19 protein-coding genes are annotated in these 25,964 nt (G+C 44.9%); 7 read left to right on the top strand and 12 right to left on the bottom strand.

Translation table 11 applies throughout. From position 1 onward, the window contains the following. Positions 1–190: 190 nt before the first annotated feature. Genes G9F48_RS07625 through G9F48_RS07615 form a run of 3 tightly spaced genes read right to left on the bottom strand, consistent with a single transcriptional unit; the run spans position 191 to position 4,173 of the window. Positions 191–1,681 (bottom strand): N-acetylmuramoyl-L-alanine amidase, encoded by a 1,491-nt coding sequence (locus tag G9F48_RS07625; protein WP_165409299.1) that lies wholly within the window; start codon positions 1,679–1,681, stop codon positions 191–193. Between the two features lie 21 nt (positions 1,682–1,702). Continuing rightward, the gene (locus G9F48_RS07620) at positions 1,703–3,823 is read right to left on the bottom strand and encodes a SpoIID/LytB domain-containing protein (RefSeq protein WP_165409298.1); all 2,121 of its coding nucleotides are present in this window, start codon (positions 3,821–3,823) and stop codon (positions 1,703–1,705) included. Positions 3,824–3,855: 32 nt separating this feature from the next. Next, positions 3,856–4,173, bottom strand: coding sequence for a hypothetical protein (locus G9F48_RS07615; protein WP_003151370.1), 318 nt, complete (start codon positions 4,171–4,173; stop codon positions 3,856–3,858). A 181-nt stretch (positions 4,174–4,354) separates the two neighbouring features. Between G9F48_RS07615 and tagU the strand changes: the two genes are divergently transcribed. After that, on the top strand, positions 4,355–5,272 hold the full coding sequence (gene tagU / locus G9F48_RS07610) for a polyisoprenyl-teichoic acid--peptidoglycan teichoic acid transferase TagU (RefSeq protein WP_071392375.1): 918 nt from the start codon (positions 4,355–4,357) through the stop codon (positions 5,270–5,272). Between the two features lie 32 nt (positions 5,273–5,304). Here tagU and wecB read toward each other — a convergent pair whose 3' ends face one another. Further along, positions 5,305–6,444: a non-hydrolyzing UDP-N-acetylglucosamine 2-epimerase gene (gene wecB, locus G9F48_RS07605; RefSeq protein ID WP_165409297.1), complete on the bottom strand. Its 1,140-nt coding sequence runs from the start codon at positions 6,442–6,444 to the stop codon at positions 5,305–5,307. 228 nt (positions 6,445–6,672) lie between these two features. Between wecB and galU the strand changes: the two genes are divergently transcribed. Next, positions 6,673–7,557 (top strand): UTP--glucose-1-phosphate uridylyltransferase GalU, encoded by an 885-nt coding sequence (galU, locus tag G9F48_RS07600; protein WP_025853545.1) that lies wholly within the window; start codon positions 6,673–6,675, stop codon positions 7,555–7,557. 38 nt (positions 7,558–7,595) lie between these two features. Here the strand turns inward: galU and tagH are convergent, their stop codons facing one another. The 5 genes from tagH to tagD form a co-directional block, all read right to left on the bottom strand. Beyond that, positions 7,596–9,140, bottom strand: coding sequence for a teichoic acids export ABC transporter ATP-binding subunit TagH (gene tagH, locus G9F48_RS07595; protein WP_102422840.1), 1,545 nt, complete (start codon positions 9,138–9,140; stop codon positions 7,596–7,598). 20 nt (positions 9,141–9,160) lie between these two features. Continuing rightward, on the bottom strand, positions 9,161–9,988 hold the full coding sequence (locus tag G9F48_RS07590; RefSeq protein ID WP_003151365.1) for an ABC transporter permease: 828 nt from the start codon (positions 9,986–9,988) through the stop codon (positions 9,161–9,163). Between the two features lie 185 nt (positions 9,989–10,173). After that, positions 10,174–12,348 (bottom strand): CDP-glycerol glycerophosphotransferase family protein, encoded by a 2,175-nt coding sequence (locus G9F48_RS07585; RefSeq protein WP_061890858.1) that lies wholly within the window; start codon positions 12,346–12,348, stop codon positions 10,174–10,176. Positions 12,349–12,397: 49 nt separating this feature from the next. After that, positions 12,398–13,936, bottom strand: a complete 1,539-nt coding sequence (locus tag G9F48_RS07580) for a glycosyltransferase family 2 protein (RefSeq protein WP_165409296.1) — start codon at positions 13,934–13,936, stop codon at positions 12,398–12,400. Positions 13,937–14,073: 137 nt separating this feature from the next. After that, a complete protein-coding gene (gene tagD / locus G9F48_RS07575; protein ID WP_003151361.1) occupies positions 14,074–14,463 on the bottom strand; it encodes a glycerol-3-phosphate cytidylyltransferase in 390 nt (129 codons plus the stop codon). A gap of 355 nt (positions 14,464–14,818) precedes the next feature. On the opposite strand from tagD, the gene G9F48_RS07570 reads away from it, so the two are divergent. After that, positions 14,819–15,589, top strand: a complete 771-nt coding sequence (locus tag G9F48_RS07570) for a WecB/TagA/CpsF family glycosyltransferase (protein ID WP_060964126.1) — start codon at positions 14,819–14,821, stop codon at positions 15,587–15,589. A 32-nt stretch (positions 15,590–15,621) separates the two neighbouring features. After that, positions 15,622–16,788 (top strand): CDP-glycerol glycerophosphotransferase family protein, encoded by a 1,167-nt coding sequence (locus G9F48_RS07565; RefSeq protein WP_165409295.1) that lies wholly within the window; start codon positions 15,622–15,624, stop codon positions 16,786–16,788. 60 nt (positions 16,789–16,848) lie between these two features. Here G9F48_RS07565 and G9F48_RS07560 read toward each other — a convergent pair whose 3' ends face one another. Both G9F48_RS07560 and manA read right to left on the bottom strand, forming a co-directional pair. Continuing rightward, on the bottom strand, positions 16,849–19,494 hold the full coding sequence (locus G9F48_RS07560; RefSeq protein WP_165409294.1) for an N-acetylglucosaminidase: 2,646 nt from the start codon (positions 19,492–19,494) through the stop codon (positions 16,849–16,851). 139 nt (positions 19,495–19,633) lie between these two features. Next, positions 19,634–20,584, bottom strand: a complete 951-nt coding sequence (gene manA, locus G9F48_RS07555; RefSeq protein WP_165409293.1) for a mannose-6-phosphate isomerase, class I — start codon at positions 20,582–20,584, stop codon at positions 19,634–19,636. 215 nt (positions 20,585–20,799) lie between these two features. On the opposite strand from manA, the gene G9F48_RS07550 reads away from it, so the two are divergent. Genes G9F48_RS07550 through G9F48_RS07540 form a run of 3 tightly spaced genes read left to right on the top strand, consistent with a single transcriptional unit; the run spans position 20,800 to position 24,490 of the window. Further along, complete coding sequence (locus G9F48_RS07550) at positions 20,800–22,251, top strand: spore germination protein (protein WP_156735488.1); 1,452 nt, start codon at positions 20,800–20,802, stop codon at positions 22,249–22,251. Between the two features lie 5 nt (positions 22,252–22,256). Beyond that, positions 22,257–23,363, top strand: a complete 1,107-nt coding sequence (locus G9F48_RS07545) for a GerAB/ArcD/ProY family transporter (RefSeq protein WP_025853554.1) — start codon at positions 22,257–22,259, stop codon at positions 23,361–23,363. Then, positions 23,360–24,490, top strand: a complete 1,131-nt coding sequence (locus tag G9F48_RS07540) for a Ger(x)C family spore germination protein (RefSeq protein WP_165409292.1) — start codon at positions 23,360–23,362, stop codon at positions 24,488–24,490. Before G9F48_RS07545 ends, G9F48_RS07540 begins: the two co-directional genes overlap by 4 nt. Before the next feature lie 3 nt (positions 24,491–24,493). On the opposite strand, the gene G9F48_RS07535 is transcribed toward G9F48_RS07540, so the two are convergent. After that, positions 24,494–25,906, bottom strand: coding sequence for a bifunctional glycosyltransferase family 2 protein/class I SAM-dependent methyltransferase (locus G9F48_RS07535; protein ID WP_185153150.1), 1,413 nt, complete (start codon positions 25,904–25,906; stop codon positions 24,494–24,496). Positions 25,907–25,964 lie beyond the last annotated feature (58 nt).

The raw sequence follows: 25,964 nt of genomic DNA, 5'->3' as shown, positions 1-25,964 counted from the left end.
GTTTGATGACCTATGCCGTGAGTTTAGCAGATGGATGTTAATTGGAAGTAAAGGAAACGTTAATGTTTATTAGAATGTTTTGATTATTGTTTTTTTATTGTAAATCTATTCATATCCATATTTGAGACAAAGCATAATGAAAAAATAAAAAAACAGACCGGTATGAACCGGACTGTTTCCATGAAAAAAATTATCTGAAATAGGAGGAAACGCCTTGGGTGATCCCCGCCGCGAGTCTGTCCTTTTTCGTTGATTGTTTTAAAATATTGGCATCAATCGGGCTTGTGACAAAACCGGTTTCTAACAAGACACTCGGCATTTTAGAATACTTAATGACGTAAAATCCGGCAGTTTTCACACCGCGGTCACGCGTGCCGAGAGCAGAAACCATTCTCGGCTGAATATTTTGGGCAAGCCTCAGACTGTTTGCCGATTGGTAGGTTTTATCATAATATGTCTCCGTACCGTTTGCACTGCTGTTATCATTCGCATTTGCATGGACGCTGATGAAAATATCGGCGTTCGCCTTCGCCCCTTTGTTCACTCTCTCCTCAAGCGAATCAAAGGTGTCGCCCTTTCTTGACATTACAGTAAGCGCGCCCGCGCCGTATAATTGATTGTTAAGACGCGTAGCGATATCAAGGTTTACATTTTTCTCAAGCAAGCCGTTTCCGGTTGCACCTGAATCCTGATAGCCGTGCCCCGGATCAATAAAGACCGTTTTGCCGACAACGGGATTTTCAAGCTGCGACGCGGCATTGTTGCTTAAAGATGAAGCACTTCCTATGACGGTGAAGCTGGTGATGTTTTTACTTCCGATATACGTCCGGACGTCTTTTGACAGACTGTCTCCATTCGTCAGCAGGTGAACTCTTCCCTGTTTGGCGCTCAGCACGCCTCCGACGATGGTATCCGCCTCTTTAAAGCCATTGGTAACAAACGTATAGCCTGTGCTTAAGCCTGTCTTTTTTGCAAGATTCACAGACAGGTTATAGCGGTTTTTGCCGCTGATTCTTGAAGGGTTCGGCAGCTTATTATAAAGTGAGCTGCTGATGCTGCTTGTCCCGCCGATGACAATCGTGTTTTTAATCCCTAAGCTTTTGATCGCATTGGACGTAGAACCATTTAACGTTGAATCATTAGTGAATAAAATCGGATATTTTTTAGCGGACGCATAAGAAATCGCAGCCATTCCATCCGCATCAACAAACCCGTTGACCACAAGGGCTGTAGAAGATCTTGTCATTTCACCCGCCACTTTTGCGGCTGTGGCATATCTCGTACTCCCTGATAATCGTTTGACACTGATGCCTAATTTAGCAATTTGATTTGCGGTATTTTTCGAAACGGCAGGTGTGCCGCCTACGATAATCACATTTTTCGTTTTTAAATCAATTAATCCCTTTTTTGTGCCGGCAGACAGCTGATCTTTATTTGTAAACAGCAGCGGCGCATTTTTTTGATATGCAAGCGGCGCAGCGGCAATTGCATCGGCATATGAAGTTCCGCCGGTGATAATTACCGTTTTCGCTTCACCCCATGATTGTTTTGCCGCCAGTACAGCCGTATCATACCGGGTGCTTCCGCCGATCCTTTTAACCGTGTTGTCAGCCAAAGCGGAAGGGACAAATAGAATGACCCCGAGAATAAAGACGGGGAGACATTTTATGATGAATTTCAATCCGATCTCCTCCACAGAAGTTTAGTAGTTTGTAAGTGCTGTATTAGGATAATAGAACGCAAGAATAGAAGTATACGGCTCTCCGGCCTCCGCTCTTTCTTTTGCTCCGTATTGACTCATTCCTACGCCGTGACCGTATCCCTTTCCTGATATCGTGATTTGCGAAGAATTACCGGACGCACTGGCGTATGTGCTTTTAAAAGATGAAGCTCCGATCATCGTCCTGAGTTCAGACGCTTTCACCTCAACAGATGCAGTCTTGTTCATGACATAGCCCTTCGACTTGTCATTCACATGGTACGTGACCTTCACCGCGGCGTCTTCCGCGCGCTGGCCTTTTGTTTTTCCGGTGAGCGAGAGATCAGAGATACTTGCAATTTTTATGGAACTTGCATTGGTTTCTTTATTTTTCATCAGCCAATTTTTTATTCCGTTGAGCTGCGCAGCATTTGCTTCGTTTGTTTTAGACCACCAGGATGCGGGATTTTTCATATCCAGACCCGCTGGCAGCTGCTGCTTCTGCAATGTTAAAGACCAGCTGATTTCCGGATCTTTTGTGTCCTTTTTGGCTACTAAATACGGCACTTTCGATCCCCACACTTCATCGCCGGCTTCCATGTAACCGCCATTGCTTGATGAGTAAGTGGCATCTATCAATCTGCCGGAATAAGTGAGCACTTTCCCTTTTGTTCCGTTAACGGCTGCGGTGGCGTTTGGATACCAGCTGTATCCCCCGTAAACCTGAAAGGCCGTTGTATCCGCGACTGTTTGTCCCATCTTGCCGATAGAGTAGGTGCGGGCAGCAACAGCCTGGGCTTTCAGCGCTTCTGTCGGCCAGCTTCCCGGCATTTCATTCGGCAGGACACCTTTCAGATAATCCTCAAATGGAATGTTTTCATTAACAGGTCTTACATATTTGCCGGATTCCGCAGTGAAACTCATATTCCCCAGATATGCTTTCCCGTCAATGCTGATTGTGTTTGCTGTTGAATATTTTTCAGGAACCGCCTTGAAAGACGTTTTTCCGCTGTTAATGCCTGCAACGCCTAATTTGCCGCCGGACGTTTCAATACGGTACGTCTTTCCGTTTACGAGATAAAACTCTTTTGCGTAAGCAGCCTTAACTGAATCGGCAATTGAATTCGCGCTGCCTATTAATGTATAAGAATAGGTGCCTTTCGTTTTAAAAAGGCCGGCCTCGTCGGCGGGTGTTTCGCTTTTTTTGATGTATACAAGCGGCATGTGATTTGCGGCGGCAATATTTGATCCGACAACGATGTCCGCTAATTTAGTCCCATTGGCAGCCACCGTTTTGCTTGCATCCATGCCCAGCGAAGTGACTGCGTTTGCTGATATTTGATATCTGTTTGATCCGGTAATTCGTTTGGTGACCGAGGCCTTCTTTTTAATTTGATTCTCCACATCTTTGCTGACGCTTGAAGTGCCTCCCATGATGATCACTTTTTTAGGCAGATTGTAGCTCGGAAGGGAGTCTTTTTTCGTCAGAAGAATCGGATAGCCGTTTTGCGCGGCATATGGCGCGATTGCCAGCGCATCCGTATATACATCTCCCGTTACTACGACCGCCTGGTCATAGCTGCCCATTTCGGCCGCAATATTTTTGGACAGATCATATCTGTTTTTTCCGCTGATCCGTTTCGTGCGGCCGTATTTCTTCAATGTCTTTTCCGCGGCTGACGAAATACTGTTCGTCCCGCCGATGATTAAAATATTATCCGGATTGAATTTCTTGATTTGCGCTTCTGTGCTGCTGCTCAGTTTTTTCGCTTCAGTCAGCAGAACAGGCGCTTTCAGTTTATTCGCTAAAGGAATGACGGAAAGCGTGTCCGCAAAATAAGCGTCCGTATTCACGACGACTACGTTGGACGGGTTTTTCCAATACTTAGATGTCGCGGCGTTAGCCGTATCATATTTGGACGCGCCTCCCAATCTGACAACGGAGGACACATCGCTTCCCGTCAGTTTATAAGTTCCTGAAGGTTCGATATTCAGAGTCGATTTATTACCAATATAATTCGTCAGTTTTACTGAGATATCAGAACTGGCCGCAAAAGTGCTTTCCGGTAATAAAGCCAGGCTGAATATCACAGAAAAACAGACAGCCCATATTGTTTTCTTCAATTTTTATCCCGCCTTTTGCTGATCATGGTGTATTATTTTGCTTTCTCGATTTCCTTGATCTCTTTTTGGCCTTTATCATTTGTGAAGTAAGTAATGCTGACTTTGTCATTTTCGCTGAATTTATTCAGAACATCAGAGAAGTCATCAGAAAATTCAAAGCTGACGGGCTGATCATCCACTTTTACTTCAATTGTGTGCGTATCCGCCATACCGACATAATATGCCGTTTCTTTTTGAGCCTGGTTCTCCGAAGAACCGCTTCCCTTCTTTGATTGTTCCGCCGTTCCGCACGCTGCCAATACAACAGAAAAAAGCAGTATTAAGAACGAAGCTGCAATAGTTTTTTTCATTTTTTTCACCTCATCTTTATGTATCGTCTTATACTAACTTTTTTTTAAGGTAATTTTAAGGTCTTTTTGTAACCTTTTTTTTAAGAATTTCGTCTATTACATGGTTATAAGTAAAAATATGACTGGGTTTATAAAGATTAGTAAATTGCATCATGAAAGTTAATAGAAAAGGTGATGACAAATGAGAGCTGAACGAAAAAGAAAGAAGAAAAAAGTTCTTCTGACAATCGTAACAATCATCGGGCTGTTAGTTTTATCATCAGGAGGCTACGTCTACTACTTGTGGCACAAAGCGGCTTCAACGGTGGCAAGCATTCAGGAAGACTTAAAAAAATCGGACAAACGTGACACGGATATAGATCTCGGAAAGAAGGATCCGATTTCTGTTTTAATCATGGGCGTCGATGAGCGGAAAAATGACAAAGGACGCGCGGATACGATGATTTATATGACCGTCAATCCTAAAACGAATACAACGGAAATGGTCAGCATCCCGCGCGATACGTATACGAAAATCTCCGGCAAAGGTACGATGGATAAAATCAACCACTCCTATGCCTTCGGCGGGACGCAGATGGCCGCGGATACCGTCGAGGATCTGCTTGATGTGCCGGTAGATTACTTTGTGAAGGTAAACATGGAGAGCTTTAAAGATACCGTGGATACACTCGGCGGAATTACGGTGAACAGCACGTTCGCCTTCAGCTACGACGGGCATTCTTTCGGAAAGGGAAACATCAGCCTGAACGGCGAAGAAGCACTTGCCTACACCCGCATGAGAAAAGAAGACCCCCGGGGGGATTTCGGCAGACAGCAGCGGCAGCGCCAAGTGATTGAAGGGATTATTTCTAAGGGGGCAAACATCTCGTCTGTCACGAAATTCGGAGATATGTTTAAGGTCATTGAAAACAATATGAAAACAAACATGTCATTCGATGATATGTGGACGGTTATGACTGACTATAAAAACGCCCGCAGCAAAGTCACTCAGCATGAACTGAAGGGAACGGGGACGAGAATCAACAATATCTATTATTACAAATTAGATGAAGCAAGCCTCGCTTCAGTCAAAAAAGAATTAAAAGAAAGCCTGAAATAATAAAAAAACTCTGCATATGATGCAGAGTTTTTTTATTCTGTAAAAGGCTGCGGACGGGTTTTTCTATAGCCGTACCGATAAAGCAGTTCTTCCGCAATCCGTTTTGAGGCCGATCCGTCACCATAAGGGTTTGACGCCTTTGACATCCGTTCATACTCGGCCTGATCGGTTAAGAGCTGTTTTGTCAGCTGATACACCGTTTCTTCATCTGTACCCGCCAGCTTCAATGTCCCGGCTTTCACTCCTTCTGGGCGCTCGGTTGTGTCCCGAAGCACCAGGACCGGCTTTCCGAGAGAAGGCGCTTCCTCCTGAACCCCGCCTGAGTCGGTCAAAATGAAATGTGCTTTCGCAGCGAAGTTATGGAAATCCACGACCTCCAGAGGTTCTATTAAATGCACCCTGTCCGAATCAGCAAAATGGGCTTCAGCGGCCTCACGAACTGCGGGATTCAAATGAACGGGATAAACGACTTGTACGTCCTCAAACTCTTCAACGATTCTTCTGACGGCCTTAAACATCTGTTCCATCGGCCTGCCTAAATTTTCACGTCTGTGCGCTGTCAAAAGAATCATCCTGCTTCCTTCCAGCTTGTCAAAAATCGGATGAGAATAGTCTTCCCGCACTGTCGTTTGAAGCGCGTCTATCGCCGTATTTCCCGTGATAAATATAGAATCCGGCTTTTTATTTTCAGCAAGCAGATTCTGTTCAGCCTGGCTTGTCGGCGCAAAATTCACATCAGCGATCACGCCCGTCATCTGCCGGTTGATTTCTTCAGGGAAAGGAGAGTATTTATTTTGCGTACGCAGACCGGCTTCCACATGGCCGACGGCGATTTGATGATAAAAGGCGGCAAGGCTTCCGGCGAACGTTGTCGTCGTATCTCCGTGGACCAAAACGATATCTGGTTTTACTTCTTGAAACAGCTTGTCCAGTTTCAGCAAAGCATGAGATGTAATTTCTGAAAGCGTTTGACGCTCTTTCATAATATTCAAATCATAATCAGGCGTAATGCTGAATGCTTCAAGCACTTGATCCAGCATCTGTCTGTGCTGTGCGGTTACAGTCACCAGCGAATCAATTTCCTGATATTTTTCAAGCTCTAATACGAGCGGAGCCATTTTAATTGCTTCAGGTCTTGTACCGAATACGGTCATTACTTTTAGTTTTTTCAACGGTTTGTCTGCACCTCGTTTTATATGTCGGATATCCCTTCATGTTAACATATTTATGCCGTTTCTTAGATATTGTAAAGCTTAATGGCAGACAAAGCAAAAACCTTTATAAGACTCTTTGAAAGCGGATTAAAAGGTGTGAATTTTAATCAATTGTGGTAAAGTGGAAAAAGACTAGGTTATAGTTCTGAAAAAAAGATTTTGCAGAAACAAGGATGGTGTTATTCAGTGAAGAAAGTACGCAAAGCCATTATTCCGGCAGCAGGTTTAGGCACTCGTTTTTTGCCGGCCACAAAAGCAATGCCTAAAGAAATGCTTCCAATCGTTGATAAGCCGACAATTCAGTATATTATCGAAGAAGCTGTCGAATCCGGAATCGAAGATATTATTATCGTAACCGGAAAAGGAAAAAGAGCAATAGAAGACCATTTCGACAATGCCCCTGAACTGGAACGCAATTTAGAAGAAAAAGGGAAAATCGAACTGCTTCAAAAAGTGAAAAAATCGTCAAATATTGCGGATATCCACTATATTCGCCAAAAAGAGCCAAAAGGACTCGGTCATGCCGTTTGGTGCGCACGCAACTTCATCGGCGATGAACCTTTCGCCGTTCTTCTCGGCGATGATATTGTCCAGGCTGAAAAACCGGGACTTCGTCAGCTGATGGATGAATACGAAAAAACATTGTCTTCCATCATCGGTGTTCAGCAAGTTCCTGAAAGCGACACACACCGCTACGGAATTATCGATCCGTTAACAAATGAAGGCCGCCGTTACCAGGTCAAAAATTTTGTAGAGAAGCCTGAACCGGGCACAGCCCCTTCCAACTTGGCTATTTTAGGAAGATACGTTTTCACTCCTGAAATTTTCATGTACCTTGAACAGCAGGAAGTCGGTGCAGGAGGAGAAATTCAACTAACGGACGCCATCCAAAAGCTCAATGACATTCAGCGTGTCTTCGCTTATGATTTCGAAGGAAAACGTTACGATGTCGGTGAAAAACTCGGATTTATCGAGACGACGCTAGAATTTGCCTTACAAGATCAGGATATCCGCCATAAATTAATTCCGTTCATGAAGGATCTTCTTGAAAAAGAAGAAGCTGGCGAATAGAAAAAGCTGCCGAATCCGGCAGCTTTTTTATGTGATCTTTACTTTTTAGACGTTACCGTCAGTGTTTTATCAGCATTGTTCACAGAAAAAGTATACTCCTGATTTTTAAGCATGAGCAAATTCTGATTGATTTTGCTGCCGCCTTTTTCACTTAAAGCTGAGATGTCTGCGGGGCGCGATAAATGAAAAACCACTTCGGAGACTGTATCATTGTCAATCACTACATCCGTTTTTGCATCGGATGCTTTTAATACGTTCCGTCCGTCAGCCGTTTGTCCCGCAGCTGGATTTTTCAATTTACGCTGCACATCGTCCCGGCTTTTATTGAGATATGAGAGAAACTCTTCTGCTGTTTGGCTTGATAAACTGCCGCTGAAATCGCTGAGCTGAACATCCGTCTTTTTTAAAGCGTTCACTTTATGCAAATCAGTCTTTTTCATAAAGTACTCTTTATCGTCTAATCTCACTTTGGCCGCTTGGTTATTCTCGGCTTCTATCTGCACCTTCGTGCCGAAACTTATAGTTGCGGAGGCTTTTCCTTTTATATCTTTTTCAGTGTAAAGGTCCGCCTTTTCAGCTTTTACCAAAGCAGGTTTATTCACAGACTCATAAAGGCCGGCATCGCTCTGTTTGACGTCACCGAAAGATGTGATCGCACGCAGAGGCTTGTCAGAAAACATCGAAGCGCCTGCGCCGACAGCCAGCAATGCAAGCAGCGTAATCTGTATCGTATTGGCAATGAATTTAGGCTTCGCTTTCTTTTGCTGCGCCTGAGTGATTTTCTGTTCCTCGGCTGCCCGCGTTCTGCCTTCAATCTGCTCGTTTTGATATTTCTTTTTTTCTTTCTTTGAAAGCTTGTTGAACCAATCCACAAAAGCTTTATATTCTTTCACAACGGCTTTCGTTTCGTCGAACATACGCATTTCGCCGTAATGCATCCAGGCCACCCGATCACACATTTTCTCAATCTGTCCGATGGAATGACTGACGAAAAAGATCGTTTTGCCGCGTTCTTTAAATTCCGTAATGCGGTCCACACATTTCTGATAGAAAGTCTGGTCCCCTACTGAGAGCGCCTCATCAATAATAAGGATGTCAGGGTCCATATGCGCCGATATCGCAAAACCGAGACGGGATTTCATACCGCTTGAATAGCTTTTAACAGGCTGATCGATAAAGTCGCCGATATCCGCGAATTCAACGATTTTTTCATAAAGCTCGTCTATCTGCCGATTGTTGAGACCCATCATCAAGCATTTTAAACGAATGTTGTCCTTGCCGCTTAATTGATTGTTTAATCCGGCAGAAATCGCGATTAAAGACGGCTGCCCGTTCATATCAATCTCACCGCTTGTCGGCGGAATGATCTTTGCAAGCAGATTGGACATCGTTGATTTTCCCGAGCCGTTGATACCTACGAATCCGATCGTTTCCCCTTCATAGACGTCAAAAGAAACATTTCGGACAGCGAAAAAACCTTTTTGATTTCTGTTTGGGAAAAACAGTCCTTTAATTTTGTCAGACTGTTTTTTATATAGAAAATACTGTTTTGAAACATTTCTGAACGAAACTTTTAGTTTCATCGTATAATCTCCTTACTATATTAAAGAAAGTCAACAAACTTATCTCTGAATTTCATATGAAGAAGTGAACCGACTGTTAACAACAGCAGTGTGACGAACCAGAAATACAGCGTGTATTTCACATCATGGAAAAACCACTGCCCTTCCATAAAGCTGTCTCTGAAGCCCTCGATAATATAGAATAGAGGGTTTAACTTCAAGATGGTCAAAACTTCAGGTCTATTTCCAAATTTCTCCGCAATGTCCCAGAAAATCGGCAGAAGAAAAAAGAGAAGCCTTGTGACGGCTTGAAGCAAAAACTGATAGTCCCTGATTAATACGCTGATGGTTGAATTAAACAGGCCGAAAGCAAACATAAAACTGATCATGCAAAACAAGTAATAAATATATTGCAGCCAGTGAAGCGTCGGAAACAGTCCGTTGCTCAGCAGCACAATAATATAAATCGCCATCATCACAAAGTAACTGAATAAATTCGATGCTATCACTACAGAAGGCAGTGAACTGATCGGAAAGTTCATTTTCGACACTAAATTTATCCGTTTAAAAACGCTGTTAGATGCATCCAGTATCGTCGGACTGATAAAGAACCAAGGAATTAAGCCGGCCAGCATCCAGACGATGAACGGTACGCTGTCTCCATTTCCAAGCACCATATCATGTCCGCCGCGAATCCCGAGACCAAATACGAACCAGTAAGCCAGCATTTGAATCATAGGGTTGAGAAACTGCCACAATATACCCAAATAGTTCACTTGATACTTTGATTTCGTTTCGTACACTGCAAGCCGCATAATCAGCGGAAATGAGTTGAATTGCTCTTTCAGAATTTTTACCAATGCATTCATTCTAATCTTCCTTAGTCGTAAGTTTTAGGTAATAGCTTTGACTTACAAAAGCACCGCTCATAATTGTAACAGATTACGATGTATTTTTCACTTCATAACAAGCCTGAGTCCCATGAACGCAACATGCCGTCACTTAAGCAAAAAAGCATAATTAACGTGGTTAAATTATGCTTTTTTGCACTTATTTACTTGTCCCCGAAAATCACTTTTACGGCTTTTTCAGACGATTCTCCGGTTTCTAAATAACAGAACTTCTCGTAAAAAGGCCCGAACGAATCCGGAAGCTTATAATCATCTGATTCCGTTTCATTGACCCATTTGATAACGTCACCTGTTTCTTTGACAAGCGGGCCGGGCGCTTCTTTTTCAAAGTCAAAGTAAAACCCTCTGAGTTTATCCCGGTACGTTTCGATATCAGGCACATAAAACAGCATCGGTCTTTTCAGATTCGCATAGTCAAAAAAGACAGAGGAATAGTCCGTTATGAGTAAATCAGAGACCATATACAGCTCACGGATATCCTCGTAGCTGGAGAAATCATACGCGAATCCTTCATACGGTCCGAGATCAAAGTTTTCCGCCACGAGATAATGCATCCGTAAAATAATGACATAACGGTCGCCGATCGCTTCTCTCAATTGGTGAAGGTCTAAATCAAGGTCAAACTTGTATTTTCCCTTCTTATAAAATTGGTCATCCCGCCATGTCGGTGCGTAGATAATCACTTTTTTATCTTGCGGAAGATTCATTTTTTCTTTCAGCGCTTTGATGACAGAAGGGCTGTTATCCGTCTGAAGGAAGTCATTCCGCGGATATCCCGATTCAATCATGGTTTTATTAAACTGAAACGCCCGGGCGAATATTTCGGTTGAATATGCGTTCGGTGAAATCAGGTAATCCCACTTTGAAGCCTCTGTCGTAAAGTTGCGCTTATATTTTTCAGTGTTTGTTCCGGGCATATGCACTTCATCCATATCTACGGCAAGGCGCTTTAAAGGCGTGCCGTGCCATGTCTGGACATATGTCGTATGCTCAGGTTTCGGAATCCACAGCGGCATACGGCTGTTGACAACCCAGTACTCGGCTCTTGCCATGGCAAACAGCCATTTGAACGTAAAGCGTTCGATATAAGGAATTCCTTTATCTTTAAATGTCTGTGAGTAAGCGGGGTTTACACTCCAGCAGAGACGGTATTCCGGCATCTCTTTGCTCATGTATTCATAAATCGCCCGCGGGTTGCAGCTGTACTGTTTTCCGGCAAAGCTTTCAAACATGACAAGTTTCTGTTTGACAGGCAGTTTTCCTGCAAATCTGAATCCTGCTTTGTAAGTGTTCTGTATTCTTTTCTCAATGAACTTTTTCAGCTTATTCTTTCTCCTGCGTACAAAGGAAGCGCCCCGTTTCAGCTTTCCTTTCACAAAATACTCCACGCGGGTGCTGAAGCTGTAATCGTTCATTCTCAGGTGGAGATTTTTCGTTTTCTTTTTCGTGAAAACGTGAAATCTGGCAGGCCCTTTTTCCGTTTTCAGAATCGTGAATTGGTTAGGGTTTACATGTTCAGATTTCAGAACCTTTAACGGTTTGCTGTTGGTGATAATCTCTTCACCTGTCCCGGCATCTTCAAAAATGAATTGAATATGGAATTGAAAGATGAGCTGCTGATTCAATTCTTTATAAACGGCATTCAAATCAATTTTTGTATCAAAGCCTATCGTGTCAAGCATCGTTGTGTCCTGAACATATTCATCAAGGTCGTGTCTCGGCACGTCGTGAAGCGGATACTTCAGAATGAGAGGCTCCTCTTCTTTTCCTTTTTTCATTTTCAGAATCAGGTTTTTTTCTTTTATCTTTAAGGTTTCTGCCGCATTCAGCCGGAATGCAAAACCTTTCAGATGTAAGCTGCCGTCAGATTCGAGCTCCATTTCATCAATCCGCGTGACGAACTTTTTCTGCAGCAGCTTTAAGGAGAAATTCCCTTTCTTCGTCGTGTAAGGGAAAAAGTACATATGATGAGCCTCATCTTTATAAGAAGACAGTTCAATAGGTTCAAGGCTGGATTTTAACCGTTTTTTACTGATATCACTGTCATCATTGATAAAGGAGACATAGAAATCCAGACATCCTTTGCCGTCCGTATGGTCAGAAAGCAGATCCGTGCTCATGACAGCATGGTACTCTCCGCCCTCTCCGGCCAACCGTTTCAGAGGGACGGAAAGTTCCGCTTTTGTTTTACGATTTATAATCTGAAGAGAAGGCTCTTCCCCTGCAGTGACATTTTCACAGGATATCGTAATGCTGAATGTCTCTTCCTTTATGTTAAGATGTTTTAACTTGTATCTGACAGGATTTTCTATACCCATAAAATAAGTCTACTCCTCTGTTTCAATTAAACATATCCAATCACAATCATCATTTTGTTACTTTCAGTGAAAGGTTCTCCTTCACCGTCCGGTAGAATTGATATTGCAGTCCGTTCGCTTCTGCCGTCACCTTTTCACCGTCTTCTCTGTTTAACATGACACGTTCATAATCGTTATAAATGACATACATAATATAACCGCCAAGTCCGACTTTTTCAATGTCACTTAACGGGATTTCAAGGACGTACCGCCCGTCTCCCAGTGACTGAACCGGAAACTGGTGGTGTACTTTCATGTTATCTCTGTGCTGAAACTGAATATATTGGGCATTATTTCTGTCCTGTCCGAACAAGCGGAACGTAACGGTGAATTTATGATCGGCGAACACCGCGCTTTCCGTTTCTCCGTGCATGCGAAGTTCGACCAGTTTATTTTCTTCATCCGTCAGCGGGCTTTCTAAATAAGCCAGTCCGTCTTTCGTCACGATGTTTTTATCGGGCACTTTTTTGGACCAGCGGAACAGCTTTTCGACCTCATCATACCGTTTTTGAGTCAGCAGACGGTAGGCTGTTTTATGAATCGGATGAAAAAATGTCTCGGAAATATCGTATTTCGTCTTCTTTAACACATTCAGAATTTCATTGAATTTATTGTAGTAAGCTTCTTTGTTTTCGCTTTTCAGGAAGTGCATCCGATCGAAAAGCCGCGTAATGGAATCGAATTCGATCAGGCGGTTCATCGCCATCTTCTCTTTTTCAGTATCTAATTTTTTGTTCAGAATATACTTCATTACGGCTATGTTCGTGTCGGTTTTTTCCATTATATTGGTCTGCTTTGTCAGCGACTCATTATTGTCCATTCTGTTCAGGTAATAGACCGGTTCGGTTGACGTTGAAATATCTCCGCACGCCAAAAGAACATCCATAAAAAATTGCTTATCTTCAGCAAATTTCATTTCCGGATATCTGATATCGTTATCTTTTAGAAATTGTAAGTTCATCATTCTTGCCCGCGGGCCCAGATGATAGAAAATATGCCGGATTGAAAAAGGCGATACCTTCGCTCTGTTCAGCGAAGACTCATGTTTCCCGATCGTTTTTTGACCGTTCACCTGCATTTCGATCGTTTTTCCGACCGCATAATTTACATGATCTCTTTCAAGCATGTCGAATAAGATTTTAACTCCGTTCGGCGCAAACCAATCATCCGCATCCAAAAATGTAATGTACTTCGCATTTGCCAGCTCAATTCCCAAGTTTCTCGGATAAGCCGGAGTTCCCGTGTTGTCTTTCAAAAAGACGACTGTAATATTTTCATACAATTCGGCGTACTCAGTCAGGATGTTTCTGGAATCATCAGTAGAGCAATCATCGACCAGAATTAAAGAAATATGCTGAAAACCGATGTTTTGAAGGATCACAGAATCAACTGTTTTCCTTACATATTCTTCTGCATTATAAACAGGAACGACTACCGCTACCTTCTTCTCTTCCGCCAATGCTTCTTTGTTTAAAATGGTATATTCGCGTTCTTCTATGGACGGCTTGGACTCTTTTTTATTCAACTTAAAAAAGTTACTAAGATTCATCTTTAAATTCTCCTCTTATTGTCTAGCTTTTTTTCAAAAGCGCATAACAAATATAGCGAAAATAACCTTATATTACAAGAAGTACTCCCTATCCGGAGGGAGTACTTCTTTATCATCTGTATATCCGAATGTTTCAATTACACCCCGGCAATTTCTTTTTTAATCTGTGTGGTGGAAATGCCTTCGGTTCTAGGGAGATAGATGACTTCGCATTGATCTTTAAGGAAATCGAATTTGCCTTCCCAATCGTCTCCCATCACGAACACGTCGATGTTGTGATCTGCTACGTCACGTACTTTTTGATCCCAGCTGTTTTCCGGAATGACTTCGTCGACATAACGGATCGTTTCCAGAATCAGCTTTCTGTGTTCATAGCTGTGGTAGGCCTTTTTTTGTTTTTGCAGGTTGAACTCGTCTGTTGAGATGGCAACAACTAGGTAATCTCCAAGCTGCTTTGCGCGCTCAAGCAGTTTAATATGACCCCAATGCAGTAAATCAAACGTTCCGTAAGTAATGACCTTCTTCATGAAACAAAAGCTCCTTTCTATCATCATACGTATAACAAGCAACTGCCCTGAAATGCTGCGCAGCTGTATCCTTAATCACTAAAGTGCCAATTTCGTACTCATGGAACCTCATTATATCACATAGCCCTGAAAAGGTTAAGCCAATGTAAAACGAAGTTAAATTCCACTTATTAACAAATGTTATTACAATAGGAGTTTAGCAGGGTTTTTGCGCGGTTGATTAAAGAAATTGTTATCTTATTTATATTTTTGTAAAACTATTGTTAAGTTTATCTGAAGGTATTATGTTAAAATAAAGCTTAGCCTAAGTCACGAAAAAATGAAAGAAAATCCCGTACAAAAAGGAGGACGGCAGATGCAGACTGAAATGGTGCACAACCTTTCTTATGTTAATGGAAATTTACAGGAGTTTATTTCATATTTAGACACTTATTATATCGCACAAAAGCAAGGAGCCGTCATTGCGACGGTCAACCCTGAGATCGGATACGCTGCTGCGAAAGACAAAGGTTATCATCAAGTCATTTCTTCCGCGGATTTCGTCCTGCCGGATGGTATCGGCGTCGTGTTAATGTCACGTTTGACGCAGCACCCGCTGAAATCAAGAATTGCGGGATTCGATGTGTTTCTGTCGCTGCTCGGTCTCGCAAACCGGCAGTCTAAAAAAATATTTTTATACGGAGCTAAGCAAGACGTGCTTGACGCCGTTTTGAACCGGATCGGCAAAGAGTATCCGAATATTGAGGTTGTCGGAGCCAGCAACGGTTATGAAGCGGATAAACGCTTCGTCGCCAAACAGATTTCCCGGGCGAAACCCGATCTCGTGTTTGTCGCCTTAGGATATCCCCATCAGGAGCAATTTATTTATGAATACAAACATCTTTTCCCTCAGGCAGTATCGATCGGTTTGGGCGGAAGCTTTGATGTGTTCAGCGGAACGGTGAAACGCGCCCCTGAATGGATGATCAAAACGAATCTGGAATGGCTGTACAGACTGGTGACGAATCCGTGGAGATGGAAAAGGATGCTGAACATTCCGAAGTATGCTTTTACCGTTTTGAGAAATAATAAATCAAATAAAAGCCTGTATTCCAAGCAGGCAGAAGATCAAACGAAACAGCTTTAAACAAATAAAACAGCAAAAGAGATTGGTAATCTATGAACTTGCGATCTTTATTCGCCGCCTTTTATTCTATATATCTGTCTGTTCTCGGCATTTTGTTCAAGCCTGTAAAGCCCAAGAACCATCTGACCCTGCTGGTATCTTTTGAAGAGAATGCACAGGCTCTCATCCGCTCTTACAAAGCGCACGCTGAATCGCTTTCTTATGAAATGACGGTTTTGTATACGAGACACGCCGTCAGTCTGAAAAAAGAGCTGGAAGGTCTCGGCTCTTTTTATCTGAACGAAAAACATCCGCTGCATCTTTTGAAGGCAGTTTTGATCCTTTTTAAGAGCAAAGCGGTGATAACGGATAACTATTTCCTCATGACAAGCGTCTTAAACCGCCGGCCGCAAACGACATGCATTCAGGTGTGGCATGCGAACGGCTCTTTGAAAAAGTTCGGCCTTGAGGATGTGACGAATCAAAACCGTCCGGCATCAGACATCAGCCGTTTTAAAAAAGTGTACCGCTCGTTTGACTTTGTCACCGTCGGTTCAGACGCGATGGCTGACGTTTTTAAAAAGTCGTTCGGCATACGGGACGGCCAGCTGTTAAAAACGGGTGTCCCCCTGACTGACGTCTATTATGAAGAACACAAGACCGAACTGAATCACAAATGGCCGAAAAAAATCATCCTGTACGCACCGACATTCAGGGATTATGATATGCAGTCCTTTCGGCTGCCATTCACCGAAGAACAGCTCACAAACGCGTTAAACGGAGAGTATATGCTGCTTGTAAAGCTTCATCCTGCCGTTTTGCATCATATTTCGGCTTCGTTTGAAAGCGAATTGATCAAGAACGTGTCTGACATGCGTCTTCATGATCTCTTGAAAGCGGCTGATATTTTAATTACGGATTACTCTTCCGTGCCTTTTGAATTCGCGCTCTTAAATAAACCGATTTTCTTTTTCACGTATGATCTGGAGGAATATGATCGAAAACGCGGTTTAATCGACAATTATACTTCCGTCATTCCCGGAAAAGCTTGTCATGACAGCGAAGCTCTTCTGGAGGAAATGACGAAAAAGCCATTTCGTGCAGAAGAAATAAAGCGGTTCTCGGACAAATGGAATATGTATTCAGATGGGAATTCGAGTGAAGCGTTGTTGAAATTTGCGGAAACAAAAATGAAAAATTGCGCTGAAGCACCTGCCTGAATCTGAGGCGGGTGTTTTTTGCATGAAGAAAGGGCTGAAGCATGCACTTCAGCCCTTTTTTTATACTTTCATATACACGGGAACATCATAGTAAAGCGTATAGTCATCCAGCAGTGAGTATAAGCTGTACATGCGGTTTACCTGCTTATACGCCCAGCCGATGTCTGTCGCATACTGATGAGCCGCGGCTGGAGACCATCTCATTTTATACAGCGTATCCTGCTCGTATGAAGGATTGTGAATATAAGACGCACCGATAAATTGGGCTCCGCCGATAATCGCGGCTTCCGGAGTAAACCAGCCTTGCTTATATGCGTATTGTGCGCCGTAGTAATTCGGGTTGCTGTCATAAGCCCCGATGCCGTACATGTTGTAAACCTTTTTACCATTATACATAATGCCGTTCGCAAGCTCTGACGTGCCATTGCCCGTTTCAAGCAAAGCATGCGAAATCAAATACACTTCATTGATGCTGTATTTGCCGGCGGCTGTAATAAAGGCCTGGCCTTTTCCTGTCAGTATTCCTTTATTGACCAGCACTTTTTGATTCAGTTCCGATGCGTTCAGTCCGGCTGTCTGAGAGAGCTTCAGAAATTGAAAGTAATACTTGCTGTCTTGTGCGAAGTGAGCCGGATTGACGTACTGCCCGACTTCGTCACTGCTGGCGTTTCTCCAGCCCATGCTGAGTTTGGCCCAGCCGTTTGTCTGGCCTGTGATGCTGACTTTATCGCCTTTTTTCAACTGCCCGATAATATTGCCGGAGCTGACTTCCGGGGTTGACCGGACGTTCAGGACGTCGGCTGTGACCGTTCCGGAGGCCGTATTGATGTACGTAAGCGATGCATAAGCCGCGGCATCAGTCTGCGGGCTGACTGTCATTTGTTTTTTGACCATATCTGCCAGCGAGATGTTGTAATTGGTGTTCATAATTTGCGGTCCGTTTTTTATTTTCAGAATAGCCATCGTCCATCCGTACAGCTTTTTCAGCTTTTGGGAGGCGGCGTCCGCTGACTGCGCTCCCGTGAATTGATCGCGAATGCGGAGTTCATAAACCGGATGGCTTTCACTCGTATAGCCGGCCTGTAATTGTTTGGCGCTGAAAAAGCTCATGCTTTTATTTAAAACGGTTTTACTGCTGAATTTTTCGGTTTTGATGACGTACTGTGCGGAGCCGGTTTTCCCCGTCTCCTTCACAGTGCCGGCCGCTTTGTTTTGCTTGAAAAAAGCAGTCACGCGGTCAATGTCTTCCTTCTTAAGCAGCGGTGCCGTTTCAATTCTGAATTGTGTATACGCCGCTTCACCTGTTTTCTGTGCGGAGGCGGATACTTTTTTCCCTTTGAAAAAATCCAGCGATTGATTGATCTTTGCCGTATCAAGCAGTGATTCGGTTGTGACTTGGTACGTTGTGTCCGTCTGCTTGGATATCGTTTTTGAAATGGCAGTCAGTTTATATCCCGCCAGCAGATTCAATCCTTTTTTTATCTTCGACTGGTCTGCCGTCTGCTGAGAAAGCAGCTGATATTCGTTTTCTGCTGTTTTTCCCGCCGCTGTTCTTGCCGTCTTTACATGCTGCTGGCGGAAAAACGCCTCCGTTTGATCTGCCTTTGCAGCGGTAAGCTGCCCTGCCGCGATCCGGTAAACGGACACTGATGCTGTCTTTTTGACAGGCGATGCGTCGCAATGCCATTTTTTCTTTTTAAAGAAAGCTTGCACGCTTTGCAGCTGCTTAGCCGTAAGTCCGCTCATCGCGACCGTGTAATTATTTTTCTTGCCGGCTTTTTGATAGCTTCCGCTGACGCCCGTATTCTTCTTGATTTGGGTGATAGCATTTTGTACGGCGCTTACTCCGTTAAAATATCCTGACTGCACGTTATACACGGTTGCTGTTTTGCTTTGGGCATACTTTTGAACGTTCCCTTTGACGCCCGTTTTCTGCTGCAGCTGTTTCACTAAACCTGCCGCATTATTTGCATTTGAAATGTCAGAGGCTGTCACGGTGATATTCGGACTGGCCTTTGCCGTGACTTTCAGCGACGATTGCAATCCTGTTTCCTTTTGAAAATCAGTTTGAATCTGAGCGGCTTTTTGATCGCCGGAGATTGTTCCCGATTGGATCTGAAACCGGGCTGCTTCCCGTTTGATCTGACGGTATGACGCTTTCACGCCCGTCTGCTTCGTCAACCCTTGCGAGAGCGCTTTTGCATCTGCATCGGCCGCCATCTCAGAAGTCACGACCTGCATATACGGCTGTTTTGTCCCCGCCGGCTTGACGGCGCCGGTCACGCCCGTTTTTTTCGTCAGTTCGGCAAGAAGATTTTTCGTCTGCCGCTCGTCTGACAGAACGCCTGATGTGACGGTCACGTAAGGCTGTTTGCTTCCGCTTGCGCTGTAAGTGCCGGCCACGCCCGTCTGCTTCGTAAAATCTTTCAGCACGGTTTTCGCATCCGTTTCATCGTGTAAGCCTGAAGCTGAGATTTGATAAGTGAGCGGCGCATTTCCGGCTTTCTTTGCGTCAGCCTGCCACCCCGTATCCTTTTTCAATTTCGCTGCCGCTTGAAGCGCCTCGTTCTCAGAAGCAAATTGCTGCTTCGTTTCCAGCTCGTAAACGGAGTAGTCGCTGTATGCGGCCTCGGCGTGCTGTGTAACGGTGCTAAAGACAAGGAAAACGGCGGACAATAACATAGGTGCAACGAATCTCTTTTTCATTCCTTCTCCTCTTTCTGATTCAATTGGTTTCTATCAAACTAGTTTATTTATCGGCCGGCCTTCTTCATTTTTACAGAGAGAAATCACCCAGTTTTCCAAATAAAAAAACTTAATCCCAGAGCTGGGATTAAGTTTGGTTTTATATATGAGAAACGATGATCGTGCAATCTCCGTTTATCGTAAAGTCAGGCATCTGATCCGGCAGTATGAAATGCGCGCCTTTTTCAAGCTTGGCGGACTTGCCTTCAAAGATAATGGAGCCGCTTCCTTCTGTGACGCTGCACAGCATAAACGGAGCGTCCTGGGTCATTTCCGCCGTCCCGCTGATATCCCATTTGTATACAGAAAAATATTCTCCCTGCACAAAGGTTTTAATGGTGACTCCTTTTCTCGTTTCAGTTGATTCATCCAAAAATCCGTCCACATGAGGAACGGTGGCGGCGTTGACGGCATCGCGGATATGCAGCTCACGCGCCCCGCCGTTTTGATCTGTACGCCCGTAATCATATATCCGGTAGGCGGCGTCTGAATTCTGCTGTATTTCCAGCACGAGCGCCCCGGCGCAAATGGCATGGATGGTTCCGCTCGGCACATAATAAAAATCGCCGGGTTTGATCTTCACGCGGCGCAGCAGGCCTTCCCAGTCACCGCTGTTAATCATGGTGACAAGTTCCGCTTTCGAACGGGCCGTATGACCGTATATGATTTCCGCATTTTCTTTACAGTCAATAATGTACCAGCACTCGGATTTCCCCGTTTCGCCCTGTCCATGCTCCTCGGCGTCATAATCGTCAGGATGGACTTTAACGGACAGATGATGTTTGACGTCCAGTATTTTCGTCAGCAGCGGAAACCGGTCCCCTTCCGTTCCGCCGAATAATTCTCTATGCTGATCCCACAGTTCCATCAAGGTTTCCCCTTGATACGGACCGCTTTTGACCGTGCTCATTCCGTGCGGATGGGCTGATATCGCCCAGCATTCGCCGGTTGTTTCTGAAGGTATGTCATATCCGAATCGTTCGCGTAATAACGTGCCGCCCCATATTTTTTCTTTACATACAGGCTGTAAAAAAATCGGCTCTTGCGTCATGTTCGTTCCCCTCCCCTTAAAAAGCGGCTCATATCCCATTCCCCCTGTGTCTTTTTTAAAACACGGAGAGCCGCGGTTAAAAACAATATGTATAAAATGGCTGACCTGCTCATTATACCATTCGGATGGGGCGGAATGCTCAGTCATTTCCTATTCCAGAATAAAATGCCTTGTTTGTCGCAAATTAAAATAACTGATGGAAAGGGGGGAACATTATGACGATACATACGGAGCTCGGCAAAAACCTTGAAGCGCTGAAAAAACGGATCGGCCAAAGCGATGACATGATGTTTTATTCGTTTACGTACGGAAACGGCAAATGTGACGCCTGTCTTATATATATAGACGGACTGACCGACAATCAATTGCTTGCGGAATATATTATTTCGCCCGTGCAGGCGGCCGCCCTGCATCAAGAGGAACCGGCTGAAATACCGCCGTCATCCATCTCTTTCGGCTATCGTCACACCCGGCTTTCTTCACTTAAGGACGCGGAGGCAGACATTTTTTCCGGCAAATCGGTTTTGCTGGCGGAAGGATGGGAGGAAGCCCTTTCGTTTGAGACGGAAACATTTAAAATGCGTGATATTGAAGAACCGGCTTCAGAAGTGCTTGAACGGGGGCCGAGGATAGGTTTTGTCGAAAAGCTCCGAACGAACACGGCGCTTTTGCGCGAGCAGTCCGGTGATCCCAACCTCCAGATCAAAGAGATCACACTCGGCGAACGGACAAAAAAGCGGATCGCTGTTGCCTACATTCGGGATATTGCGCCTGATGATGTTGTAAAAGAAGTGATGAAAAGACTGGATTCGATCACCATTGATGACATTCCGGAATCAGGAACGATCGAGCAGCTTATTGAAGATAACACGTATTCCATTTTCCCGACCGTCTTGACGACCGAACGGCCCGACCGGGTTATGGGCGCTCTTTTGGAAGGAAGGGTCTCCATTCTTGTAGACGGAACGCCTTTTACCCTTTTGGTGCCGGCTACCATTGATGAATTTATCCACTCACCTGACGATTATAATCAGCGGTGGGTTCCGGTTAACTTTCTCAGGCTGCTTCGGTATACATGCATTTTAATCACGATTTATTTACCCGGCCTTTACATATCGCTCGTTACGTTTCACACGGGGCTTTTGCCGACGAGAATGGCGGTGACGATTGCCGGAAGCAGATTGAATGTTCCGTTTCCCCCTTTTGTTGAAGCGTTTATTATGATTTTTACGATTGAGATGATCAGAGAAGCCGGACTCAGGCTGCCGAAGCCGATCGGACAGACGATCGGCCTGATCGGGGGCGTGGTGATCGGGCAGGCCGCCGTTCAGGCGAACATCGTCAGCGCGATGATGGTCATTATCGTATCCGTTACGGCATTGGCTTCTTTTACGGCGCCCTCCTATGCGTTCAATTTTCCGCTGAGACTCATCCGTATTTTTTCGATGATTTTGTCGGCGATATTAGGCTTATACGGACTGATCATGTGTTATCTGCTTGTCGTCGGCCATCTGATGCGCCTGAAAAGCTTCGGCCAGGACTATCTTATTCCGATCATGGCGCAGCCTGGCCAAGACTTAAAGGATACGATCGTCAGACTGCCGACGCCTCTTTTGAAAAAACGGCCGACCAGAAAAGAGACGAAAGATAAAATCAAACAAAGGTGATCACCATGAAAAAACCGGAAGACAAGCTGTCGTTTATGCAGACACTTCTCATGGTAAGCGGAACAATGATCGGAGCGGGCGTGTTAACACTGCCGCGCTCCGCCGCAGCAGCGGACAGTCCGAGCGGATGGATCATTATTCTTGTGCAGAGTCTCGTGTTTATCGGCATCGTCCTGCTCTTTATGCCGTTTTTGCAGAAAAACAGCGGGGAAACCATTTATGAGCTGAATCAAAGCATTATGGGACGCGCCATCGGTTCTCTTCTGAATTTATTCATCAGCTGTTATTTTGTCGTCACCGTCTGTTTTCAAGCCCGTTTTCTCGGTGAGGTCATCAATTACTTTTTACTGAAAAATACGCCGATGGGTGTCGTTATATTCATCTTTCTGGCGGTCGGCATCTACCATGTCACCGGCGGGGTGTATCCCATTTCAAAACTCTATGCTTATCTCTTTCCGATTGCGATCGTCATTCTGATTGTGCTGCTCATATTCAGCCTGAGACTGTTTAAGCTGGATTTCGTCCGCCCGGTCTTGGATGGGGGCTACAAAAGCTTTTTTGAGCTGTTTCCGCGGACCCTTCTGTATTTTTCAGGACTTGAGGTGATTCTTTATCTGGTGCCGTTTATGAAAAATCCGAAGCAGGCGAAAAAGGCTGCCGTCTTCGGCATCGCATGCGCAGGCTTATTTTACAGCTTTACGCTGCTTGTCGTAATCGGCTGTATGTCGATCGCTGAAGCCAAAACGGTGACATATCCGACCATTTCCCTGATTCACGCCTTGGAAATCCGCGGTATTTTCATCGAAAGGTTTGATATCTTTCTTTTAATTACGTGGACATGCCAGCAGTTCACCTGTATGCTCGGTTCTTTTAAAGGAGCGCATCTCGGATTAAACACCATTTTCAAACTGAAAAACAAAAACAATGCCTGGCTGCTGGGGGGCTTATTGGCAGTGACATTCGGCCTTTCAATGTACCCCGATGATATCAACAGTGTGTTTGCATTCGCGAATATTCTCGGATATGCGTTTTTTGCCGTCATTATGATTCCTTTTCTCATCTGGTTTGTCAGCTGGATGAAAAAAATAGCCGGGAGGAAACAGACGTCATGACACATTTCGTAAAATGGGCGGCGGCGCTTTTCATACTGATGACGCTTTCAGGGTGCTGGGACGCGAAGGAAGTCGAAAAGCTGTCTTTCGCCCGGGGGCTGGCGATAGACGAGACGAGTGACCGCCGATATAAATTAACCTATCAAAACCTGCTGCCCCAAAGTGAAAACAGCCAGGCTTCCGGCCGGCCCGTGTTTGTCAATGTGACGTCGCGGGGGGATACCATTCTTGAAGCCGTCAGTGAAGTCGCTTTAAAAGATCCGCCCGTTTACAGCGATCATTTAAAAGTGCTGATATTCAGCGACAAATTGCTGGCCGACCAAAATATACTGCAGATGATGAATCATTTTATCCGCGATGATGAATTAAGGCGGAGCAGCTATCTCTTCGCGGCAAGAGGCAAAGCGTCCGATATTCTGACGGAGCCGACGCCGAATCAGCAGCAGCCCATGCCCGCGGAAAAGCTGATCGACCTTACGAACAACGGCGGCTACAACGGGAAGATTTTAAAACCGCTCCGAATCGGGAGAGCTTCGATTTACTGCCATAATAAACTCAGTTTTCTCATTCAGGCCGTCAGCAATCAAAAAGGAAAAACGGTGTATGACGGAGCGGCCATTATCAAAAACGCAAAACAAAACAGATTGGCGGGCTTTCTGTCATCATACGAAGTACAGAGCCTGAATTGGCTGACGGGGACGATACGGGGCGGCGTGCTGCCCGCTTTGGATAAAGGGGGGCACCCGATTACCTTCGAGATCAAAAAATCAACATCCTCCATCACCCCCCTGCTGAAAAACGGGAAGCTGTCATTTCATGTAGCGGTGAAAACAAAAGGACTTTTGTCAGAGGATCAATATGCCGGAGAAGATTCATTCGATCAGCACTATTTAAACGGGCTGGAAAAGGTTTTCGAAAAAAAACTGAAAAGCGATATGAAAGAAGTCATCGATAAGCTGCAGAATCAATATGAAACGGACCCTGTCTTCTTTTCTGACAGAGTCCGCATTCAATATCCCGACTATTGGAAGAAAGTAAAGCATCACTGGGATGAGACCTTCTCCGAAGCGGCCTTTGACTATGATGTTTCCATTCAGATTACCAACTTCGGAACGATGGGACGGTAGCCTTCAGCGTGTTTTTTCGACACGAAGGAGAATCTGATAAATCCGGCTTTGTTCGGGCAGCTGTGTCACCGGAAATTGCATCGATTGCGCCATTCGTGTGATTTCCTGTAAAAACAGCTGCACCCGCTCATCCACGTGAACATACGTATAGGACTGCTTTTTCATGTCAAATGTCTCTTCCGGAAAGAGCGTGCGCACCGTCTGCGGCGTAAAAAACCGCAAGTGGGTGCGGTCGAGAATACCGGCGTCTCTGTATGTCCAGTCACCGAGCAGAAGCGGGAACAGCGCTTCGGCGTGGGAAATATTCGGAATGCTGCAAACGATTGATCCGGCAGGGGACAAATAGGATGAGTACGTTTCAATGACGCGCCACGGGTCTTTTAAGTGCTCAAGGATGTCCGCGAAAATGATGCAATCAAAAAAGCCTTCCGGATAAGGCAGCTTCACTTTTTCGACATCTTCCTGCAGCACGGCTTCATAGTGTCCTTTTGCCGCTTGCGCCGCCAGCGGGTGCAGTTCTATTCCGTACAGTTCGCAAGGCTGTCTGTTTTGAAGTTCCAGCCCCGTAGCTCCCGCACCGCAGCCGACATCAAGTATCCGTTTCGCCTCCCGGGGAACGAGCTCCGCAATTTCCGGTCTCGGATGAGTAAAGTACGTAAAATCAGTGCCCCATTTTTCCGTAAAACGCTGGCGGTTCTCCGAATATAACTGATTGATATTGATATCCTGATTAGCCGTAAACGTCGCATGCCCGTGGTGATGCACAAAGGCATCGAGAGCGATGTGCAGGCTGTATCCTTTTTGCAGGGCGCGCAGACATAGGTCATCATCTTCAAAAGAACCGTATCCGAATTGCTCATCGAACGGGCCGATGTCTTCAATGACGCTTCTTTTCACCAGAAGACAGAAACCGACAAGGCGCAGCACCCGCTTTGTTTGATGCTTTTCCCGTGCGCAATATGCCTCCGCGAATGACTCCAGCTCATCAAGCGATTGATACGCGTCATGGATCATTTGCGCGCCGCTGACATAGTTGCTGACGGGCCCGACCATACCGGTTTTTTCAGATTGATACAGCACCCTCAGCATGGAGGTGAGCCAATTTTTCGTGACCATCGTATCGTTGTTCAGGAACAGCAGATTTTCTCCCCCTGCCGCTTCGATTCCCTGGTTGCACCCCTTGGCGAACCCGAGGTTTTTTTCATTAAGGATGACTTTGACGTCAGGCAGATTTGATATGTATTCTCTCGTTCCGTCTGAGGAACCGTTGTCAACTATAATCAGTTCAATCTTATCTTTGTCGGTGTATCGTTCAATGCTGGCCAGACATTTTTTCGTCAGCTCAAGTTCATTATATGTAAGGATAATAATACTCGTTTTCACCGGCATCCCCGCCTTTATCGTGACTTTATACAACGTATGACATATCCCCGTCATTTATGTGACCGGGCGCCCGCTCGGCATCCGTTTTGAG

Origin of the sequence: Bacillus sp. EKM420B (assembly GCF_011065565.1) — a bacterium.
Lineage (GTDB): Bacteria > Bacillota > Bacilli > Bacillales > Bacillaceae > Bacillus > Bacillus velezensis.
This window is presented reverse-complemented; position numbering and strand designations above follow the sequence as displayed.

Coding starts and splice junctions, on each gene's coding strand:
- tagD (WP_003151361.1), bottom strand. CDS start 14,463: ATGAAGAAGGTCATTACTTACGGAACGTTTGATTTACTGCATTGGGGT.
- G9F48_RS07565 (WP_165409295.1), top strand. CDS start 15,622: ATGAACTTGCGATCTTTATTCGCCGCCTTTTATTCTATATATCTGTCT.
- G9F48_RS07540 (WP_165409292.1), top strand. CDS start 23,360: ATGACACATTTCGTAAAATGGGCGGCGGCGCTTTTCATACTGATGACG.
- G9F48_RS07580 (WP_165409296.1), bottom strand. CDS start 13,936: ATGAATCTTAGTAACTTTTTTAAGTTGAATAAAAAAGAGTCCAAGCCG.
- G9F48_RS07585 (WP_061890858.1), bottom strand. CDS start 12,348: ATGGGTATAGAAAATCCTGTCAGATACAAGTTAAAACATCTTAACATA.
- G9F48_RS07615 (WP_003151370.1), bottom strand. CDS start 4,173: ATGAAAAAAACTATTGCAGCTTCGTTCTTAATACTGCTTTTTTCTGTT.
- G9F48_RS07570 (WP_060964126.1), top strand. CDS start 14,819: ATGCAGACTGAAATGGTGCACAACCTTTCTTATGTTAATGGAAATTTA.
- tagU (WP_071392375.1), top strand. CDS start 4,355: ATGAGAGCTGAACGAAAAAGAAAGAAGAAAAAAGTTCTTCTGACAATC.
- G9F48_RS07560 (WP_165409294.1), bottom strand. CDS start 19,494: ATGAAAAAGAGATTCGTTGCACCTATGTTATTGTCCGCCGTTTTCCTT.
- tagH (WP_102422840.1), bottom strand. CDS start 9,140: ATGAAACTAAAAGTTTCGTTCAGAAATGTTTCAAAACAGTATTTTCTA.
- G9F48_RS07590 (WP_003151365.1), bottom strand. CDS start 9,988: ATGAATGCATTGGTAAAAATTCTGAAAGAGCAATTCAACTCATTTCCG.
- manA (WP_165409293.1), bottom strand. CDS start 20,584: ATGACGCAAGAGCCGATTTTTTTACAGCCTGTATGTAAAGAAAAAATA.
- G9F48_RS07545 (WP_025853554.1), top strand. CDS start 22,257: ATGAAAAAACCGGAAGACAAGCTGTCGTTTATGCAGACACTTCTCATG.
- G9F48_RS07550 (WP_156735488.1), top strand. CDS start 20,800: ATGACGATACATACGGAGCTCGGCAAAAACCTTGAAGCGCTGAAAAAA.